The sequence below is a fragment of the Streptomyces sp. JLYT201 genome, assembly GCF_059448825.1.
This window is the reverse complement of sequence record NZ_CM182551.1, coordinates 870078-887102: the sequence shown is the minus strand read 5'-3', so window position 1 is coordinate 887102 and position 17025 is coordinate 870078. Positions and strand designations below refer to the sequence as shown.

The following is a 17025-nucleotide window of genomic DNA, read 5'->3' as shown; positions in this document are numbered from 1 at the left end:
CCGCCAGGTCGTGTCGTGCGTGGTCGCACGGCGTGAAGATCACTTGCGCACACCGCGCATAAGTAGTTAGGTTAGCCTTACCTGAGCGAGCGGGGGAGTATGTGTGGATTGCGGGGGTTTCAGAGCTAGGTGCCTTAGGTGCGGGGGCGGCTGTGGCGTCTCGGTGCGGCGTGGATCCGCCGGATCCGGCCGACGCGCCGACGTGACGTCGCCCGGGGGCGGGTGACGGCGGCCGCGCGTCGGCCGCGCCCGCGGTCCGGCAGGGGCGTCGCCCTCGCCAACTCCCCACTGCTTCCGTGCACTTGCTGCCCGGCATGGCATCCCGCAGAACCCGTTCGCCGACGGTGGCGCGACCGCGCACGCCCGAGAAAGGAAACGCTGACGTGTCCCTGCCTTCCGTACCGGTGCGCCGGGCCGCCGGGCCCGGTGGTGAACCGGCGGCGACCACCGCCGAGTTCCGTACGCCGGTACGGGCCGTCGGCGCACCCGGGCGGCGGCGGTGATCGCCGTGCGCGGCGGACGGCGCACCCCCTCCGCGCCGCCCGCCGCGACGCCCCGCCTCCCTCGGCCGCCAGGCCGCCCACCCCGTGCCGACCGCGCCGTCGGCCCCGATGTCCCCAGGAGCCACCCGATGACCCAGTCCCTGTCGCCCGAGAGGATCCGCGCCGACGTCGCGGAGCTGCTCGACTGCGACCCCGCCGAGATCGCGCCCGACGACAACCTGATGGACCACGGTCTGGACTCGGTGCGCATCATGACCCTGATCGAGCGCTGGCGCGCCGCGGGGGCGGCCGCCGTCGAGTTCCCCGACCTGGCCGAGCGGCCCGAACTCGGCCACTGGACCGCACTGTTGACCGGTGGCGCCGCATGACGCTCAAGGACCACAGGGACCGGCACCTGGAGCGCATCGCGGAGGTCAGGGCGGGCCGCCACGCCGAGAAGGTGGGCTACCCGATCCGCGTCCGGCGGACCGAGGTCGTCCGCACCGCCATGGTCGGCACCGGCCTGCTGCGGCTCACCCTGGGCGGCCCGGGCGCCGCCGGGTTCGAGGCCCACGCGCCGGACGAGCACGTGAAGCTGCTCTTCCCGGAGCCGGACGGCACGCTGCGCCTTCCCGAGCCGGACGGGTCGATGCTGCGCTGGCCGCGCCCCTCGCCCACCTCGCGCGAGTACACCGTGCGCCGTTACGACCCCGAAGCGGGCGAGATCGACATCGACATCGTCCCGCACGCGGGCGGCCTCGCGTCGGACTGGGCCCACGCGGTCGAGCCGGGCGCCGTCGTGCACGTCGCGGGCCCGCCCGGCGGACTGATCGTCCCGCACGCCTACGACCGCTATCTGTTCGCGGGCGACATCACCGCGCTGCCCGCGATCGCACGCTGGCTGGAGGAGCTGCCCCGGGACGCGCGCGGCTGGGCGTTCGTCGAAGTCGCCGACGCCGCACAGGAGATCGACCTCTCCGCTCCCGAAGGCGTCGAGGTGCGCTGGCTGCACCGCGGCGGCCGCCCGCCGGGCAGCGGCGACGCCCTGGCGCGGGCCGTGACCCAGGTGACCGTGCCCGAGGGCGAACGGATCTACGTCTGGGTCGCGGGCGAGGCCGGGCAGATCAAGCCGCTGCGCCGCTGGGCCCGCGACGAACTGCGCCTGGAGAAGGCCGACCACGACATCACCGGCTACTGGAAGCGCGGCGTCGCCGACTTCGACGACGAGCACGACCACTGATCCGTTCCCTCCCTCCCCATCGCCGCCCCGCGGGGCGGTCTCCCCGAAAGAGCAAGGAGCTCCACATGCCGATACGCAGATCGTCGGGCCTGGCCGGCGCCGTCGCGCTGGGCCTGGTCCTGACCGGATGCGGGTCGTCCAAGGACGGGTCGGACGCGTCGGACAAGGGCAGGACCCGGGTGTTCGCCGCGGACAACGGCAAGATCAAGATCCCGGTCGAGCCGAAGCGCGTGGTCGCCACCGGCTACGCCGTGCCCGTCATGATCGAGGCCCAGGCACCGCTGGTCGGCATCTCGTCGTGGAAGCGCGGCGAGCCCATGATGAGCAAGAAGGACCTGGCCACCTACAAGAAGGTGCCCAAGGTCGCGGGCGAGCAGGCGACCGAGACCAACTACGAGGCCATCGCCGAGGCCGAGCCCGACCTGATCGTCATCGGCGTCCCCGCCCCGGTCCTCGGCGACATCGACGTCAAGCGGCTTGAGTCCATCGCCCCCGTGGTGGCCATCGGCCCGACCGTGCCGTCCGCGTGGCGCGAGCTGTCCCGCAAGCAGGCCGACGCCGCGGGCTCCCTCAAGCGGTTCGACTCGCTGCGGTCCAGGTACGAGACCAAGGCCGCCGAGCTGAAGAAGAAGTACAAGAACGTGCTGCCCCAGCTCGAGCTCGGCCACGTCGGCGCCTACGGCGAGTCCGCCAAGGGCACCTTCCAGCGCGAGTTCGGCCGCTCCTGGGGCACCAACATCGCCGAGGACATCGGCGCCGAGTACTACGGCAAGGTCAAGAAGCCAGGCCCCGGCTCCCGCGCGGTCAGCGAGTACCCCTCCATCGAGGAGCTCCCTGCCTCGCTGCGCGACGCCGACGCCATCACGTACTCGGTGATGGCCGACGGCAGCGTCCCGAAGTCGGTCCAGTACGTCATGGACTCGAAGCTGTGGAAGAACCTCCCCGCCGTCAAGGCGAAGAAGACCTTCCCGATCCGTTACACCGAGGCCGCGACCTACGGACAGGCCATGCAGACCCTGGACGCGATCGACGAGTCGTTCGCTCCGCTCCTGAAGCGGTGACCGTCGCGGGCCGCGCGTCCGAAGCGGCATCCACCGGGCAGCGGACGGCACCCGCCGAGCGGGGCGGGCCGCGGATCGGGCTGCTCGTCGGCGGCCTGGTGCTGCTCGCGGCCGTCGCCGTGCTCAGCATCGGCGTCGGCGCCCGCTCGGTGCCGCCCACGGAGGTCGTCCGGGCGCTGTTCGACTTCCGGGGCAGCGACGACCACGTGGTCGTGCGGGACGTCCGGGCGCCCCGCGCGCTGCTCGCCGTCGCGGTGGGCGCCGCCCTCGCGGTGGCGGGCGCGCTGATCCAGACGCTGGCCCGCAACCCCCTGGCCGAGCCCGGCATCCTCGGTGTCACCGCGGGCGCCGGGTTCGCCATCACCATCGGCTCCGCCCTCGGCCTGGCCGGCGGGCAGGCGGGCGAACTGGGCTTCGCCGTCACGGGGTCCGTGCTCGCGGCCCTGCTCGTCGCCGCCGTCGGACGGCACTCGCCGCTGCGCCTGGTGCTCGCCGGTGTCGCCCTGACCGCGGTCCTCAACGGCGTCGCCCTCGGCCTGCGCCTGATCCTCCCGGACGCCTTCGACACCTACCGCTTCTGGTCGGTCGGCTCCCTCGCGGGCCGTGAACAGGCGCCGCTGGCATGGCCGTTGACCGCGATCGCGGTGTGCCTGATCGGCGCGCTGCTGCTGAGCCGGGCACTGAACGTCCTGAGCCTCGGCGAGAGCGTGGCGCACACCCTGGGCGCGAGGGTGGTCCGCGTGCGGGCCGCCGCCCTCGTGCTGATCACCGTGCTCAGCGGGGCGGCCACGGCGGTGGCCGGGCCGATCCTGTTCGTCGGCCTGATCGTGCCGCAGCTGGTCCGCAGGCCCGCGGGGGGCTCCGTGCCGTGGCTGATCCTCTACGCGATGGTGCTCGGCCCGATCCTGCTCCTCGTCGCCGACATGGGCGCGCGCGTCCTGCTGCCCACCGGCGAGGTGCCGGTGGCCATCGTGACCGCGTTCCTCGGCGGACCCATGCTGATCTGGGCGGTCCGCCGCCACGGGGCGGGGGCACTGTGAACACGCCGGACACGACCGCCGTACGCACCCGGCGGGCAAGCGCGGTGAGCGCGCTCGGACTGCGGGTCGAACGCCGCACGGTGGTGCTCGTCACGGTCCTGACCGCACTGATCCTGGCCCTCGCCCTGGTGGGCCTCTGCTACGGCGCGTCCTGGTCGACCCCCAGGGAGGTGTTCGCCGCGCTCAGCGGGGCCGAGCCCTCCGTGGTGATCCAGGACTGGCGGCTGCCCCGGGTCCTGGCCGCCCTCGTCTTCGGCGCCGCGCTCGGCGTGGCCGGGGCCCTCTTCCAGAACCTCACCCGCAACCCCATGGGCAGCCCGGACGTGATCGGCCTGGACGCGGGCGCCTACACCGGCGCCCTGGTCGCCCTCACCGTCCTGTCCGGAACCTCCGCGCAACTGGCCGTCGGCTCGGTGCTCGGCGGTCTCGTCGTCGCCGCCGTGATCTACCTCCTCGCGTACGACCGGGGCTTCTCCGGGCTGCGCCTCGTGGTGATCGGCGTCGCCGTCAACGCCATGGTGACCGCGCTCAACTCGTGGATCGTGCTGCGCGCCGAGCTGGAGGTCGCCATCGCCGCTGTCGGCTGGAGCGCGGGTTCCCTCAACGACGTGGGCTGGGAGGACCTGGGCATCCCCGTCACGGTCATCGGCGTCCTGCTGGCCCTCATCGCCACGCGGGCGCACGCCATGCACCAGGCGGCCCTCGGTGACGCCGTCGCCGTGACCACGGGGGTCGGACTCGACCGGCTGCGGCTCCTCATGGTCGTCGTCGGCGTCGGCTGCACGGCCACGGTGACCGCGGTCGCCGGTCCGATCGCGTTCATCGCCCTGGCCGCCCCGCAGATCGGCCGCAGGCTCGCGGGCGCGCCCGGCGTCCCGCTGCTGCCCGCCGCACTGACCGGCGCGGTCCTGCTGCAGGGCGCGGACCTCATCGCCCAGATGCTCCTCGCGCCCGTCTCCCTGCCGGTCGGAGTGGTGAGCACCGCGATCGGCGGCTGCTATCTGATCTGGCTGCTTACCAAGGAGGTGAGGCGCGCGTGACCGCACGCCTGACCGCGCGGGACATCACCCTGCGCTACGGAGACCGCGTGGTCTCCACCCGGCTGAGCCTCGACGTCCCCGACGGCGCGTTCACCGCCATCGTGGGCCCCAACGCCTGCGGGAAGTCGACCCTGCTGCGGGCCCTCGTGCGGCTGCTGCGCCCCGACTCCGGGCACGTCGAGCTCGACGGCCGCGAGGTCGGCGGCTACCCGCCCAAGGCCCTGGCCAAGCAGCTCGGCTTCCTGCCGCAGGACCCGCTGGCCCCCGAGGACATCAAGGTCCGCCAGCTGGTCGCCCGGGGACGCTTCCCGCACCAGTCGCTCCTGGCCCTGTGGTCGCCCCGGGACGAGGCGGCCGTCGCCGCGGCCATGGCCGCCGCGGGCGTCGCCGACCTGGCCGACCGGCCGGTGCAGGAGCTGTCCGGCGGCCAGCGCCAGCGGGTCTGGATGGCCATGGTGCTCGCCCAGGAGACCCCGTACCTGCTGCTCGACGAACCGACGTCCTTCCTGGACATCACCCACCAGTACCAACTGCTCGGCCTGCTTGCCCGGTTGCGCGACGAGGGCCGCACGGTCATCGCCGTCCTGCACGACATCAATCAGGCGTGCCGCTTCGCCGACCACCTGGTCGCCATGAAGGACGGCCGGGTGGTCGCCGAGGGCGAGCCCGGCGCCGTCGTGGACGCCGCGCTGATCAAGGACGTGTTCGACCTGCCGAGCATCATCGTCCCCGACCCCGTGACGGACACGCCGATGGTCGTCCCCACCCTGCAAGGAGAGTGAATTGAGCACCGCACGCGTGTCCCCGGACGGGCTGCTCGACCTGACGAGGGCCCAGCTGGGCATCTGGAACGCCCAGCGCCTCGAACCGGACTCGCCGTACTACGTGGTCGGCGACGTCGTGGAGATATCCGGCGACGCACCGGTCGCCGTGGACGCCCTGGTCGAGGCGGTCCGCGCCACCACCGAGGAGGCCGAGACGCTGCGGCTGCGGGTGCGCGAAACACCGGACGGGCCCCGGCAGTCGGTCAGCGACGAGCCGGTCCGGGCGCCCGAGGTGATCGACGTCAGCGGCGAGGCCGACCCCGCGGCCGCCGCGGCCGCGCTCGTCGACGCCGAGCGCGCGCGGGCGGGCGAGGCATGTCGGGGCATGGTGGAACGAACGCTCTATTCACGCCTCGTCATCAAGCTCTCCGACCGCGAGGTCTGGTACACCCAGCTCGGCCACCACCTGGTCTTCGACGGCTACACCGCCGCGATGCTCGCCCGGCGCACCGCCGCCCGCTACACCGCCCTCGTGCGCGGCACCGAGCCGCCCGGGTCGACCTTCGGTTCCTTCGCCGACCTCGTCGCCGCCGACCGGGCCTACCGGGACAGCGACCGGGCCGCCGAGGACCGCGCGTACTGGGTCGAGCGGTTCACCCCGCTGCCCGACCTCGGCGCCGCCGACACCGCGGCGGGCCCGCCCGAGCGCACCCTGACCGCCCGCGCCGTCGTCCCCGCCGACCAGGTCGCCCGGCTGCGCGCCTTCGCCGACGAAGCGGGCGTCACCTGGGGCGAGGCACTGATCGCCGGATACGCGGCGTTCCTGCACCGCATGCTGGGCCGCACCGACGTGGTGTTCGCGCTGCCCCTGATGTGCCGCACCGGCTCGACCGAACTGCGCACCCCCGCCATGGCGGTGAACGTCCTGCCGCTGCGGGTGACCGTGCGCCCCGGCGACGACCTCGGCGAGCTGAGCCGCCGGGTCGCCGCCGCGATGAAGGAGATGCGCGAGCACCAGCGCTACCGCGGCGAGGACCTGCCCCGCGACCTCGGCGTGCCCGGCGCGGGCGCGCTCCTGCACGGGCGCGGCATCAACCTCAAGGCGTTCGACCTCACCCTCGACTTCGCAGGCTCCACCGGAGTGATGCGCAACGTCGCCGGCGGCCCCCCGGAGGACATGGGCCTGAGCGTCCTGCCCACCCGCGACGGCGGCCTCCTGCTCGGCTTCGAAGTCGACGCCCGCACCAACGACCAGGCCGCGGTCGACGGCAAGCTGACCGGCCTGGGGGCCCTGCTCGCCGGACTCACCGACGGCCTGCCCGTCGGGCGGATCGCCCTGACCGACGACGTGCACCGGCTCCTCGCCGACTGGGCGCCGCCCGCCCTGCCCGGCACACCGGTGGACGTGCCCACCGCCCTCGCCGCCATGGCCGCGGCCGACCCCGCGCACACCGCCCTGGTGTGCGGCGCCGAGCGCCTCACCGCCGGGGACCTCGCGGGCCGGGTGCACCGCGTCGCCCGCGCGCTGCGGGCCCGCGGGATCGGGCCCGACGACCTCGTGGCCCTGGCCCTGCCGCGCTCCGCGGACCTGGTGGTCGCGCTGCTCGCGGTCCTCGACGCGGGCGCCGCGTTCCAGCCCCTGGACGCCGCGCACCCCGCCGAGCGGCTGCGCGAACTGATCGACGACACCCGCCCCGCCCTCGTCCTCACCGACGGCACGCTCGACGGACTGCCCTGGACCACGCTGCTCCAGGAGGCCGCCGGACTGTCCGACGCACCGCTGCGGGACGACGAGTTGGCGGCGCCACGCCACCCCGAGCACCTCGCCTACGTCATCCACACCTCCGGGTCGACCGGCCGCCCCAAGGGCGTCCTCGGCCGGGCCGGCGGCCTCGCCGCGCTCCTGCACCACCAGCGGGCCACGGTCGTCGCCGAGGCCGAAGGGGCCGCGGGCAGACGGCTGCGCGTCGCCCACACCTACTCGTTCGCCTTCGACTCAGCCTTCGACCACCTGGTGTGGCTGCTGTGCGGGCACGCCCTGCACGTCTACGACGCCGAGACCGCGCGCGACGCCGACGCGCTGCTCGCCGCGTACGCCCGCGACGGCATCGACGTCGTGGACACCACGCCGTCGATGGCCGCGCCGCTCGTCGACGGCGGCCTGCTCGACCTGCGCCCCACGCTCCTCGTCCTCGGCGGCGAGGCCACCCCGCCCGCGCTGTGGCGGCGGGTCGCCGCCTCGGGGATCACCGCGCGCAACATGTACGGGCCCACCGAGGCCACCGTGGACGCCACCACCGCCCGGATCTCGGGAGAGGAGCCCACGATCGGCCACCCGCTCGCGGGCACCCGGATCCTCCTGCTCGACCACGCGCTGCAGCCGGTGCCGCACGGCACCGTGGGCGAGCTGTACCTGGCGGGCCCGCACCTGGCCCGCGGCTACCTCGGCAGGCCCGCGGCGAGTGCCGAGCGCTTCGTCGCCGACCCGTTCGGCGCACCGGGACAGCGCCTCTACCGCACCGGCGACCAGGGCCGCTGGGTGCCGGGGCGCGGTCTTGAGTACCTGGGCCGCGGCGACGGACAGCTCAAGATCCGTGGCCACCGGGTGGAGACCGGCGAGGTCGAGGCCGCGCTCGGCGCGGTGCCCGGCGTCACCGCCGCGGCCGCCACGGTGCGCTCGTCCCGCCTGGTCGGCTACGTGGTGTCCGCCACGGCCACCGCGGACGCCGTGCGCGCCCACCTGGCCGAGCGGCTGCCCGAACACATGGTGCCCGCCGCCGTGGTGGTCCTCGACGCCCTGCCCGTCACGCCCAACGGCAAGCTCGACCGCGCGGCGCTGCCCGCGCCCGCGGCCACCGGCGGCGGCCGGGAGCCGCGCACCGAGCGGGAGCGGCTGCTGTGCGCCGTCCTCGCCGAGGTGTTCGACGTCGAACGCGTCGGCGTGGACGACGACTTCTTCGCCCTCGGCGGCGACAGCATCACGGCCATCACCGTCAGCAGCCGACTGCGGGCCAAGGGCTTCGAACTGCGGCCCCGCGATCTGCTGGCGCGCCGCAGCTTCGCCGCCCTGGCCGCGTCGGCCGCCGCGGTCGACGACGGCGCCCACGCCACGGACGACCCGACCGGGCCCGTGCCCGCGCCGCCGATCGTGCGCGGCCTGCTCGACCCGCACCCGGACGTCGACACCGTCGCCGGGTACGCCCAGTGGACCGCCCTGCGCGTCGACGGCCTCGCCCACAAGGACCTGGCCCGAGGCGTCCAGACCGTACTCGACCACCACGACGCGCTGCGGCTGCGCGCGGACGACGTCCTGGAGGTGCTGCCCCGCGGGGCGGCGCGCGCCGTCGTCAACGAGGTGCACGGCGAGGACGTGACCGCCCTCGCCGAGCGCCTCGCCGGTGAACTCGACCCGCGCTCGGGCGACTTGCTGCGCGCCACCCTGGTGCGGACCGGCGACGGCACCCCGGACCGCCTGGTCGTCGTCGTGCACCACCTCGCCATGGACGGCGTCTCCTGGCGCGTCCTGCTGCCCGACCTGCACACGGCCTGCACCGGGGGCGCCCTCGCCCCGGTCGGAGCGTCCTGGCGGCGCCACGCCACGGTCCTCGCCGAGCAGGGCGCGTCCGGCGCGCGCCGCGGCGAACTCGACCACTGGCGCGCCGCGCTCGACGCCGCGCCCCGCCTCGGGTCGCGCCCCCTCGACCAGCGCCGGGACACGGTCGCCACCGCCCACCGCTCGGTCACCGTGGCCTCGCCCGAGACCACCGACGCGCTCCTGACCACCCTGCCCGCGGCCTATCGCGCCGGTGTCGACGAGGTCCTCCTCGCCGCGCTCGTGCTGGCCCTGCGCACCTGGGGCGTCAGCGGCGACGCGGTGACCGTGACGATGGAGGGCCACGGCCGCGAACACCTCGACCTGGCCCGCACCATCGGCTGGTTCACCAGCGAGTACCCGGTGCGCGTGCCCGCGTCCGACGACGTGGGGCGGCTGCTGCGCGCCGCCAAGGAGGCCCGCCGCTCCGTGCCCGACGGCGGCGTCGGCTACGGCGTCCTGCGCCACCTCGACCCCCAGACAGGCCCCGAACTCGCGGCGACCCCGCCGCCGGACGTGCTCCTGAACTACCTGGGCCGCTTCGCCCAGCTGACCGGAACCGGCTGGCGGCTGCCGGAGCGGGACGCCTTCGCCGTCACCGAACCCGGCGGCAAGGCCCTGGAGCAGGTCCTCGCCCTCAACTGCTTCGTCCACGAGGAGGGCGCCCCGCGCCTGGCCGTCGAGTGGACCGCCGCGACCGAGGTGCTCCCCGCCGACGCCGTGACGGCCCTGCAGACGGCCTGGGCCGCCGCGCTCGACGCCCTCGCCGAGCACGCCCGCCACACCCCCGGCGGCCTCACCCCGTCCGACCTGCCGTTCGTCGACCTCGACCAGGACGCCATCGACGCCCTCGAACGCACCGGGCCCGTCGCCGACGTGCTGCCCGCGACGCCGCTGCAACTCGGCCTGTCCTTCCACACGCTGGTCCGCGAGGAGCAGGACACCGACGTCTACGTCGTCCAGGCCGTGACGACCCTGGCCGGCGACCTCGACCCGGACCGGATGGCCGAGGCCGCGCGGGAGCTGCTGCGCCGCCACCCCGCGCTGCGGGCGCACCTGGGCACGGCCGGGGACGACGTGGTGCAGGTGATCCCCGCCGACGTCGCCCTGGACTGGCGGCAGGACGACCGCTTCGAGGACGCCGCCCGCGCCGAGCTCCAGCGGCCCTTCGACCCGGCGCGCCCGCCGCTGATCCGCTTCCTGCTGTCCCGCGTCGGCCCGCACGAGCACAAGCTGGTGATCACCAATCACCACGCCCTGCTCGACGGCTGGTCCATGCCGTTGGTCGGCCGCACCCTGCTCGCGATCTATGCCGAACTGGGCGGCGGCCCGGCCGCCCCCGTCGCCCCGCCGCTCTCGGAGTACTTCCGCTGGCTGGCCGGGCGGGACCACGAGGCGTCCCTGGCCGCGTGGCGCGCCGCCCTCGAAGGCGTCGACGACGCGACGCGCCTCGCCCCCGCGAGCACCGTCACCGGCGTCGAGCGCCCCGGGCGCGTGAGCATCGACCTCGGCCGGGAGTTCAGCGACCGCCTGCGCGCCTTCGCCCGCGCCCAGGGCGTCACCCTGACCACCGTGCTCCAGACGGCCTGGGGCCTGCTGCTCGGCAGGCTCACCGGGCGCCGCGACGTCGTGTTCGGCTGCCCGGTGTCCGGGCGGCCCGCCGAGGTCGACGGCGTCGAGTCGATGATCGGCCAGCTCGGCACCACCGTCCCGGTGCGCGTGGCCCACCCCCAGGACCGCACCGCGCGGGACCTCCTGGCGGAGGTGCACGCCCAGAGCGTGGCCCTCGCCGACCACCACCACGTCGGCCTGCCCGCGATCCAGCGCGCGGTGGGCGTCGGCGAGCTGTTCGACACGATGCTGGTCATGGAGAACTTCCCGCTCTCCAGCCGCAAGCGCACCCCGCTCGCCCCCGGCCTCGACCTGGCCGGTGTGGACATCACCGACGCCACGCACTACGCGCTGACCGTGATCGTGATCCCCGACGACGCCCTGACCATCGGCCTGGGCTACCAGCCGAGCGCCTTCGCCGAGTCGACCGTGCGCGACTACGGCCGCTGGCTGCTCAACCTCCTGCGGGAGATCGTCGCCGACCCGGAGCGCCCCGCCGTCCGGCTGCCCGCCCTCGACCTCCAGGAGCGGCAGCGGATGCTGCGCACCGGCACCGAGGTGGTCCCCGCCAAGGCCCGGGGCCACTGGCTGGAGGAGTTCGCCGCCTGGGTGCGCCACAAGCCCGACGCGGAGGCCCTGGTCTGCCGCGACCGCAGCCTCAGCTACGCCGAGCTCGACCGCGCGGCCAATCGCCTCGCCCACGCCCTGATCGCCCGCGGCGTACGGCCCCAGGACCCGGTCGCCGTGCTGCTTGGCCGCGATGTCGAGATGACGGTGGCCCTGTTCGGCGTGGCCAAGGCGGGCGCGGTGTACGTCCCCCTCGACCCGAGCTATCCGCGCGAGCGCCTGGCGTACATGCTCGACGACATCGCCCCGGCCGCCGCCGTGACGACCGGCGCCGAACTGCCCGCCGCGCGCGACATCCCGGTCCTGCGGCTCGACGACCCGGCCACGCTCGCCGCCGCCCCCGACACCGACCCGGCCGAGGCGCGCGCGAGGCTCACCGACGACGCGCTCGCCTACGTCATCTACACCTCCGGCACCACGGGGCGCCCCAAGGGCGTCGGCGTCACCCACCGCGGCGTGCCCGATCTGATCGCCCTCCAGGAGGAGGTCGTCGGCGTCACCGAGCACGACCGGTACCTGCACTTCGCGTCGACCAGCTTCGACGTGGCGTTCTGGCAGACCATGGTGCCGCTGCTGTCCGGCGGCACCTCCGTGATCGCCCCCGAAGAGGTCCGCGTCCCCGGCGACGAACTCCTCGACTACATCGTCGAGCACCGGGTGACCGGAGTGAACCTGCTGCCCTCGTTCCTGGCCGCGATGCCCGACGACCGCACCGTCGACCCCGACGTGTTCTTCGTCGTCGGCGCCGAGCGCCTCGACCCGGAACTGGCCCGGCGCTGGGGCACAGGACGCAAGGCGCTGTTCAACGCCTACGGCCCCACCGAAGTCACCATCAACTCCGTCACCTGGCACTACGAGGCGGACGACCCCGGCCCGCTGCCGATCGGCCGCCCCGACCCGCACGTCCGCGCCTACGTCCTCGACGGCGGGCTCCAGCCCGTCGGCGTCGGCGTCACGGGCGAGCTGTACCTCGGCGGGCCCAGCGTGGCCCGCGGCTACCTCGGCCGCCCCGGCCTCACCTCCGAGCGGTTCGTCGCCGACCCCTTCGGCGCGCCGGGGGAGCGCGTGTACCGCACCGGAGACCTCGTACGGTGGCGTCCGGACGGGCAGTTGGTGTTCCTCGGCCGCGTCGACCACCAGGTCAAGGTCCGCGGCTTCCGCGTGGAGCTGGGCGAGATCGAGTCCACGCTGACCCGCCACCCCGACGTGCGCGCCAGCGCGGTGATCGTGCGCGAGGACCGGCTCGTCGGCTACGTCATCCCCACCGACGGCGCGGACCTGGACACCGAGGAGGTGCGCGCGTACCTGGCGGGCGAACTGCCCGACCACATGGTGCCGACCGCCTTCGTGGAGCTCGACCGGCTGCCGCTGAGCCCCAGCGGCAAGCTCGACGCCGCCGCGCTGCCCGCCCCCGAGACCGCGGCCGCCGCGCGGCGCGCACCGGCCACGGAGGCCGAAGCGGTCCTGCTCCGCGTGTTCCAGGACGTCCTCGGCACCGAGGACATCGGGCCCGACGACGCCTTCTTCGCCATCGGCGGCGACAGCATCGTGTCCCTGCAAGTGGTCTCGCGCGCCCGCCGCAAGGGCCTCGGCCTGACCGCGCGGGACGTGTTCGAGGGCGAGACGGTCGCCGGGATCGCGGCGCGCGCCCGCGCCCTGGACGACGCCGCGGGGCCCGTGACCGGGGACGCGCCGCTGACCCCGATCATGCGGGACCTGCTGCGCCGGGCGGGCACCGCCGCCGACGGCTTCTGCCAGTGGGTGGAGATCTGCGTGCCCCCGGGCGGCGCCGAGGCGACGTGGCGCGCCGTGCTCGACGCGCTCCTGGCCCGGCACGACGTGCTGCGGGCCCGCCTGGTGGCCGACGCCCTGCGCATCCCCCAGGTCGGCGCGGTGACCGCGGCCGACGTCCTGACGTGCGTACGGACGGACGACGAGCCGCGGGCCCTGGTCGACGCCCACATCGCCGAGGTCCGCGAGGCGATGGACCCGCGCACCGGGCCGCTCCTGCGCGCCCTGTGGGTCGACGCCGGAGCCGAGCGGCCGGGCAGGCTCCTGCTCGTCGCCCACCACCTGGTGGTCGACGGCGTGTCCTGGCGCGTCCTCCTCGACGACGTGCGCCACGCCTACTCCGGTGGCGCCCTGGCCCGGCACGGCCAGTCGTTCCTCGCCTGGGCGCGGCACCTGCGCGACGCCGACCGGGGGGCCGAACTGCCGCACTGGCAGGGCATGACCGCCACCCCGGCGCTCACCGGGCCGCTCGACCCCGCCCGGGACACCGCGGCCACCGCGGCGCACCACGAGATCCGCCTCGCCCCCGACACGACCCGCGCCCTGGTCACGACCCTGCCCGCCGCCCACCGCAGCACCCCCGACGCCGTACTCCTGACGGCGCTCGCCCGGGCGGTCCACGCCTGGCGCGGCACCCCGGAGGTCCTCGTCGCCCTGGAGAGCCACGGCCGTCCGACCCGGGTCGACCTGTCGGGGACCGTCGGCTGGTGCACCGCCGTGCACCCCGTACGGCTCGACGCGCGCGACGACGTACGGGCCGTCGGGGAACGCCTGCGCGCCCAGGGCGACGGCCTCGGCCACGGCATCCTCACTGCCGCGGGCCTGCTTGACCCGGCGACGCCGGAGGTCGCCTGGAACTACCTCGGCCAGTTCCCCGGCGCCCCGGCCGAGGAGACGCCCTGGCGGCCGGCCCCCGACGCCGACCCGCTCGGCTCCGGCGGCACCGGCGAACTGCCCCTGCCGCACAGTCTGATGGTCAACGCCCTGGTGCGCGACGACGCGCTCGGGGTGCGGATCACCTGGCCGTCCGCGCTGTTCACCGCCGCCGAGATCGAGGAGTTCGCCGAGCATCTGCGGGCCGCGCTCCTTCGCGCCGCCGCGGCGCCGGAGATCAGCGCGCTCGCCGGGGACCGGCCGGTCGCCGAGGTGCAGCCGCTCACGCCGTTGCAGGAGGTGATGCTGCGGCACGCGCGCACCGAGCGCCCCGACCCGTACACCGTGCAGTCGACGTTCACGCTCGCAGGGCCGCTCGACGTCGACGCCCTGCGCGCCGCGGGCAGCGGCCTGCTGGCCCGGCACCCGAACCTGGGCGCGGTGTTCCCCGCGGACCTCGCGGTGATCCCGCAGGCGTCCCGGCCGGACTTCCGGGTGTCCGACGGGCCTGCCGAGGAGGTCCTCGCGGCCGATCTGGCCGAGCCGTTCGACCTGGCCGAAGGGCCGCTCGTCCGCCTCACCGTGATACGGCGCGGCCCCGACCTCGCGGACCTGGTCCTGACCACCCATCACGTCCTGTCCGACGGCTGGTCGGCCCCGCGCATCCTGACCGAGCTGTTCGCCCTGTACGCCGCCCGCGTCCGGGGGAAGGAGCCGGACCTGCCCGCTCCCGTGCCGTTCGGCACCTATCTGCGCTGGCGCGCGGAGCACGAGCCCGACCTCGACGTCTGGGCCGCGGAGCTGGACGGCCTGCCCGAGGGCGACCACCTGGGCGGCGGCGAGCCGGGCCCGGCCTGGCAGGAGCCCACGCTCATCGCCTTCGACGCGCCCCTGGTGGCCGGCCTCGCCCGGCTCGCCGCGCACCGCGGCCTCACCCAGAACACGCTGGTGCAGGGTGCCTGGGCGGTGCTCATCGCCCGCCGCTCCGGGCGCGCGGACGTGTGCTTCGGCGCCATGGTCGCCTGCCGCCCCCCGGAGCTCGAAGGGGTCGAGGAGATCATCGGTCTGCTCGCCAACACCGTGCCCGTCCGCGCCCGGCTCGACGGCACGCTCGCCGCGACGCTCACCGACCTCCAGGCCCGGCAGCGGGCCCTGGTCGAGCACCAGCACGTCGCCCTGACCGACCTGGAGCGGCTGACCGGACGCCACCGCCTCTTCGACAGCCTCGTGGTGTTCGAGAACTACCCGGTCGACCCCGACCGGCTGCGCGAACCCGCCCCCGGGCTCACGGTCGTCGGCACCCGCTTCCGCGAGGCCACCCACCACCCCGTGACCCTGACGGTCATGCCGGACGGCGACGGCTGGACGGGCGTGCTCGCCCACCGCGCCGGAGTGGACGTCGACGGACTCGCCGACGAACTCCTCGACCTGCTGCGCACCTTGGGCGACCACCTCGACACCGACGTACGCGACCTCCTGGAGCACCGATGAGCGAGAAGGTCGCACCGCCGCCCGCGCGGGTCGACGCCGACCTGCTGCGCGTCGCGTTCATCCTGGTGCTCGGCACCTTCATGGCCACGGTGGACGCCACGATCGTCAGCGTCGGCATCGACACCCTGTCCGCGGAGTTCGGCGCCTCGGTCACCGAGATCCAGTGGGTCTCCACCGCCTATCTCCTGGCGGTGGTGGCCGCGGTGCCCGCCTCCGGCTGGCTGGCGGGGCGGTTCGGCGGCCGCCGGACGTGGCTCGCCGCCGTCGGCGTGTTCCTGCTCGGCTCGGCGCTGTGCGCGCTCGCCTGGTCGGCGACCAGCCTCATCGCGTTCCGGGTGGTCCAGGGCCTCGGCGGCGGGATGCTGCCCGCCACCGGGCAGGCGCTGCTCGCCCGGATCGCGGGACGGGAGCGCACCGGCCGGGTCATCAGCGTCGTCTCGGTCGTGCCGCTCCTGTCCCCGGTCCTCGGCCCGCTGGTCGGCGGCTCCCTCCTCGGCGTGGCGTCCTGGCCCTGGCTGTTCCTGGTGAACCTGCCGATCGGCGCGGCGGCGGTGCTCCTCGCCCGCCGCTACGTGCCCGAGGTGCCGCCGTCGCCCCGGCGGACGGCGTTCGACCTGCGCGGCGCGGCGCTGCTCTCGCCCGGTCTCGCCGTGCTGGTCCTCGGCCTCACCGAGGTCGCGCACGGCCGCACCCTGCCCGCCGCGCTCGGCGTCCTCGCGGGCCTGGCCATGCTGGTCGCCTTCACGGTGCACGGGCTGCGCACGAGCCGCACCCCGCTGGTCGACCCGCGGCTGTTCACCCGGCCGCCGTTCGGGGCCGCCGCCCTCGCGCTGCTCGTCCTGGGCGCGTCGGTGTTCGGCACGATGTTCCTGCTGCCGCTGTACTTCCAGACGGGGCGCGGCCTCTCGCCGTGGGAGGCCGGGCTGCTGCTCGCCCCCCAGGGCCTGGGCGCGGCGGCGGGATCGGTCCTCGTCAACCGCACCATCGACAAGGTCGCGCCCCGGACCCTGGTGCTCACGGGCATCGCACTGATCATCGCGGGCACGGTCCCGTTCACCCAACTCGGCCACGAGCCGCCGGACCTCGTGATCGCCGCCGCCCTCACCGTGCGCGGCGTGGGGATGGCCATGATCGGCGCGCCGGTGATGAACATCGTCTACAGCCGCATCGAACCCGAGCACCTCCCGCGCGCCTCCGGAGCGCTCAACCTGCTCAACACCGTGGGCGGTTCGCTCGGCACCGCCGTCCTCGCGGTGGTCCTGCAGAACCGGCTCTCCGCTCGCGACGCCGACGTCTCCTGGGCCTTCGGGGACACCTTCTGGTGGGTGCTCGGCTTCTGCCTGTGTGCCGCCGCGGGGGCCACGCGCCTGCCCCGCACCCACGCCGGGAAGCCCTGACGCGCTCCCGGATCCC

General features: G+C 75.1%; 8 protein-coding genes. All 8 read left to right on the top strand.

Translation table 11 applies throughout. The annotated features are described in order from the left end of the window. Positions 1-631 precede the first annotated feature (631 nt). The 8 genes from AC5WAM_RS03685 to AC5WAM_RS03650 all read left to right on the top strand — a co-directional run bounded on the left by AC5WAM_RS03685 (position 632) and on the right by AC5WAM_RS03650 (position 17009). Positions 632-871: a phosphopantetheine-binding protein gene (locus AC5WAM_RS03685; RefSeq protein ID WP_495521546.1), complete on the top strand. Its 240-nt coding sequence runs from the start codon at positions 632-634 to the stop codon at positions 869-871. Further along, positions 868-1722, top strand: a complete 855-nt coding sequence (locus AC5WAM_RS03680) for a siderophore-interacting protein (protein WP_366789826.1) — start codon at positions 868-870, stop codon at positions 1720-1722. Before AC5WAM_RS03685 ends, AC5WAM_RS03680 begins: the two co-directional genes overlap by 4 nt. A 65-nt stretch (positions 1723-1787) precedes the next feature. Next, positions 1788-2783, top strand: a complete 996-nt coding sequence (locus AC5WAM_RS03675) for an ABC transporter substrate-binding protein (RefSeq protein WP_495521545.1) — start codon at positions 1788-1790, stop codon at positions 2781-2783. Continuing rightward, positions 2780-3823: a FecCD family ABC transporter permease gene (locus tag AC5WAM_RS03670; RefSeq protein WP_495521544.1), complete on the top strand. Its 1044-nt coding sequence runs from the start codon at positions 2780-2782 to the stop codon at positions 3821-3823. Before AC5WAM_RS03675 ends, AC5WAM_RS03670 begins: the two co-directional genes overlap by 4 nt. 44 nt (positions 3824-3867) lie before the next feature. After that, on the top strand, positions 3868-4863 hold the full coding sequence (locus AC5WAM_RS03665) for a FecCD family ABC transporter permease (RefSeq protein ID WP_495523494.1): 996 nt from the start codon (positions 3868-3870) through the stop codon (positions 4861-4863). Then, entirely contained in the window at positions 4860-5645 is a 786-nt protein-coding gene (locus AC5WAM_RS03660; protein ID WP_495521543.1) for an ABC transporter ATP-binding protein, read from the top strand. The genes AC5WAM_RS03665 and AC5WAM_RS03660 overlap by 4 nt, the downstream gene beginning before the upstream one ends. Before the next feature lies 1 nt (position 5646). Beyond that, positions 5647-15612: an amino acid adenylation domain-containing protein gene (locus tag AC5WAM_RS03655; RefSeq protein WP_495521542.1), complete on the top strand. Its 9966-nt coding sequence runs from the start codon at positions 5647-5649 to the stop codon at positions 15610-15612. Beyond that, positions 15609-17009 carry an MDR family MFS transporter gene (locus tag AC5WAM_RS03650; protein WP_495521541.1) on the top strand — a complete coding sequence of 467 codons (1401 nt, stop codon included), beginning with the start codon at positions 15609-15611 and terminating at the stop codon, positions 17007-17009. Before AC5WAM_RS03655 ends, AC5WAM_RS03650 begins: the two co-directional genes overlap by 4 nt. Positions 17010-17025 lie beyond the last annotated feature (16 nt).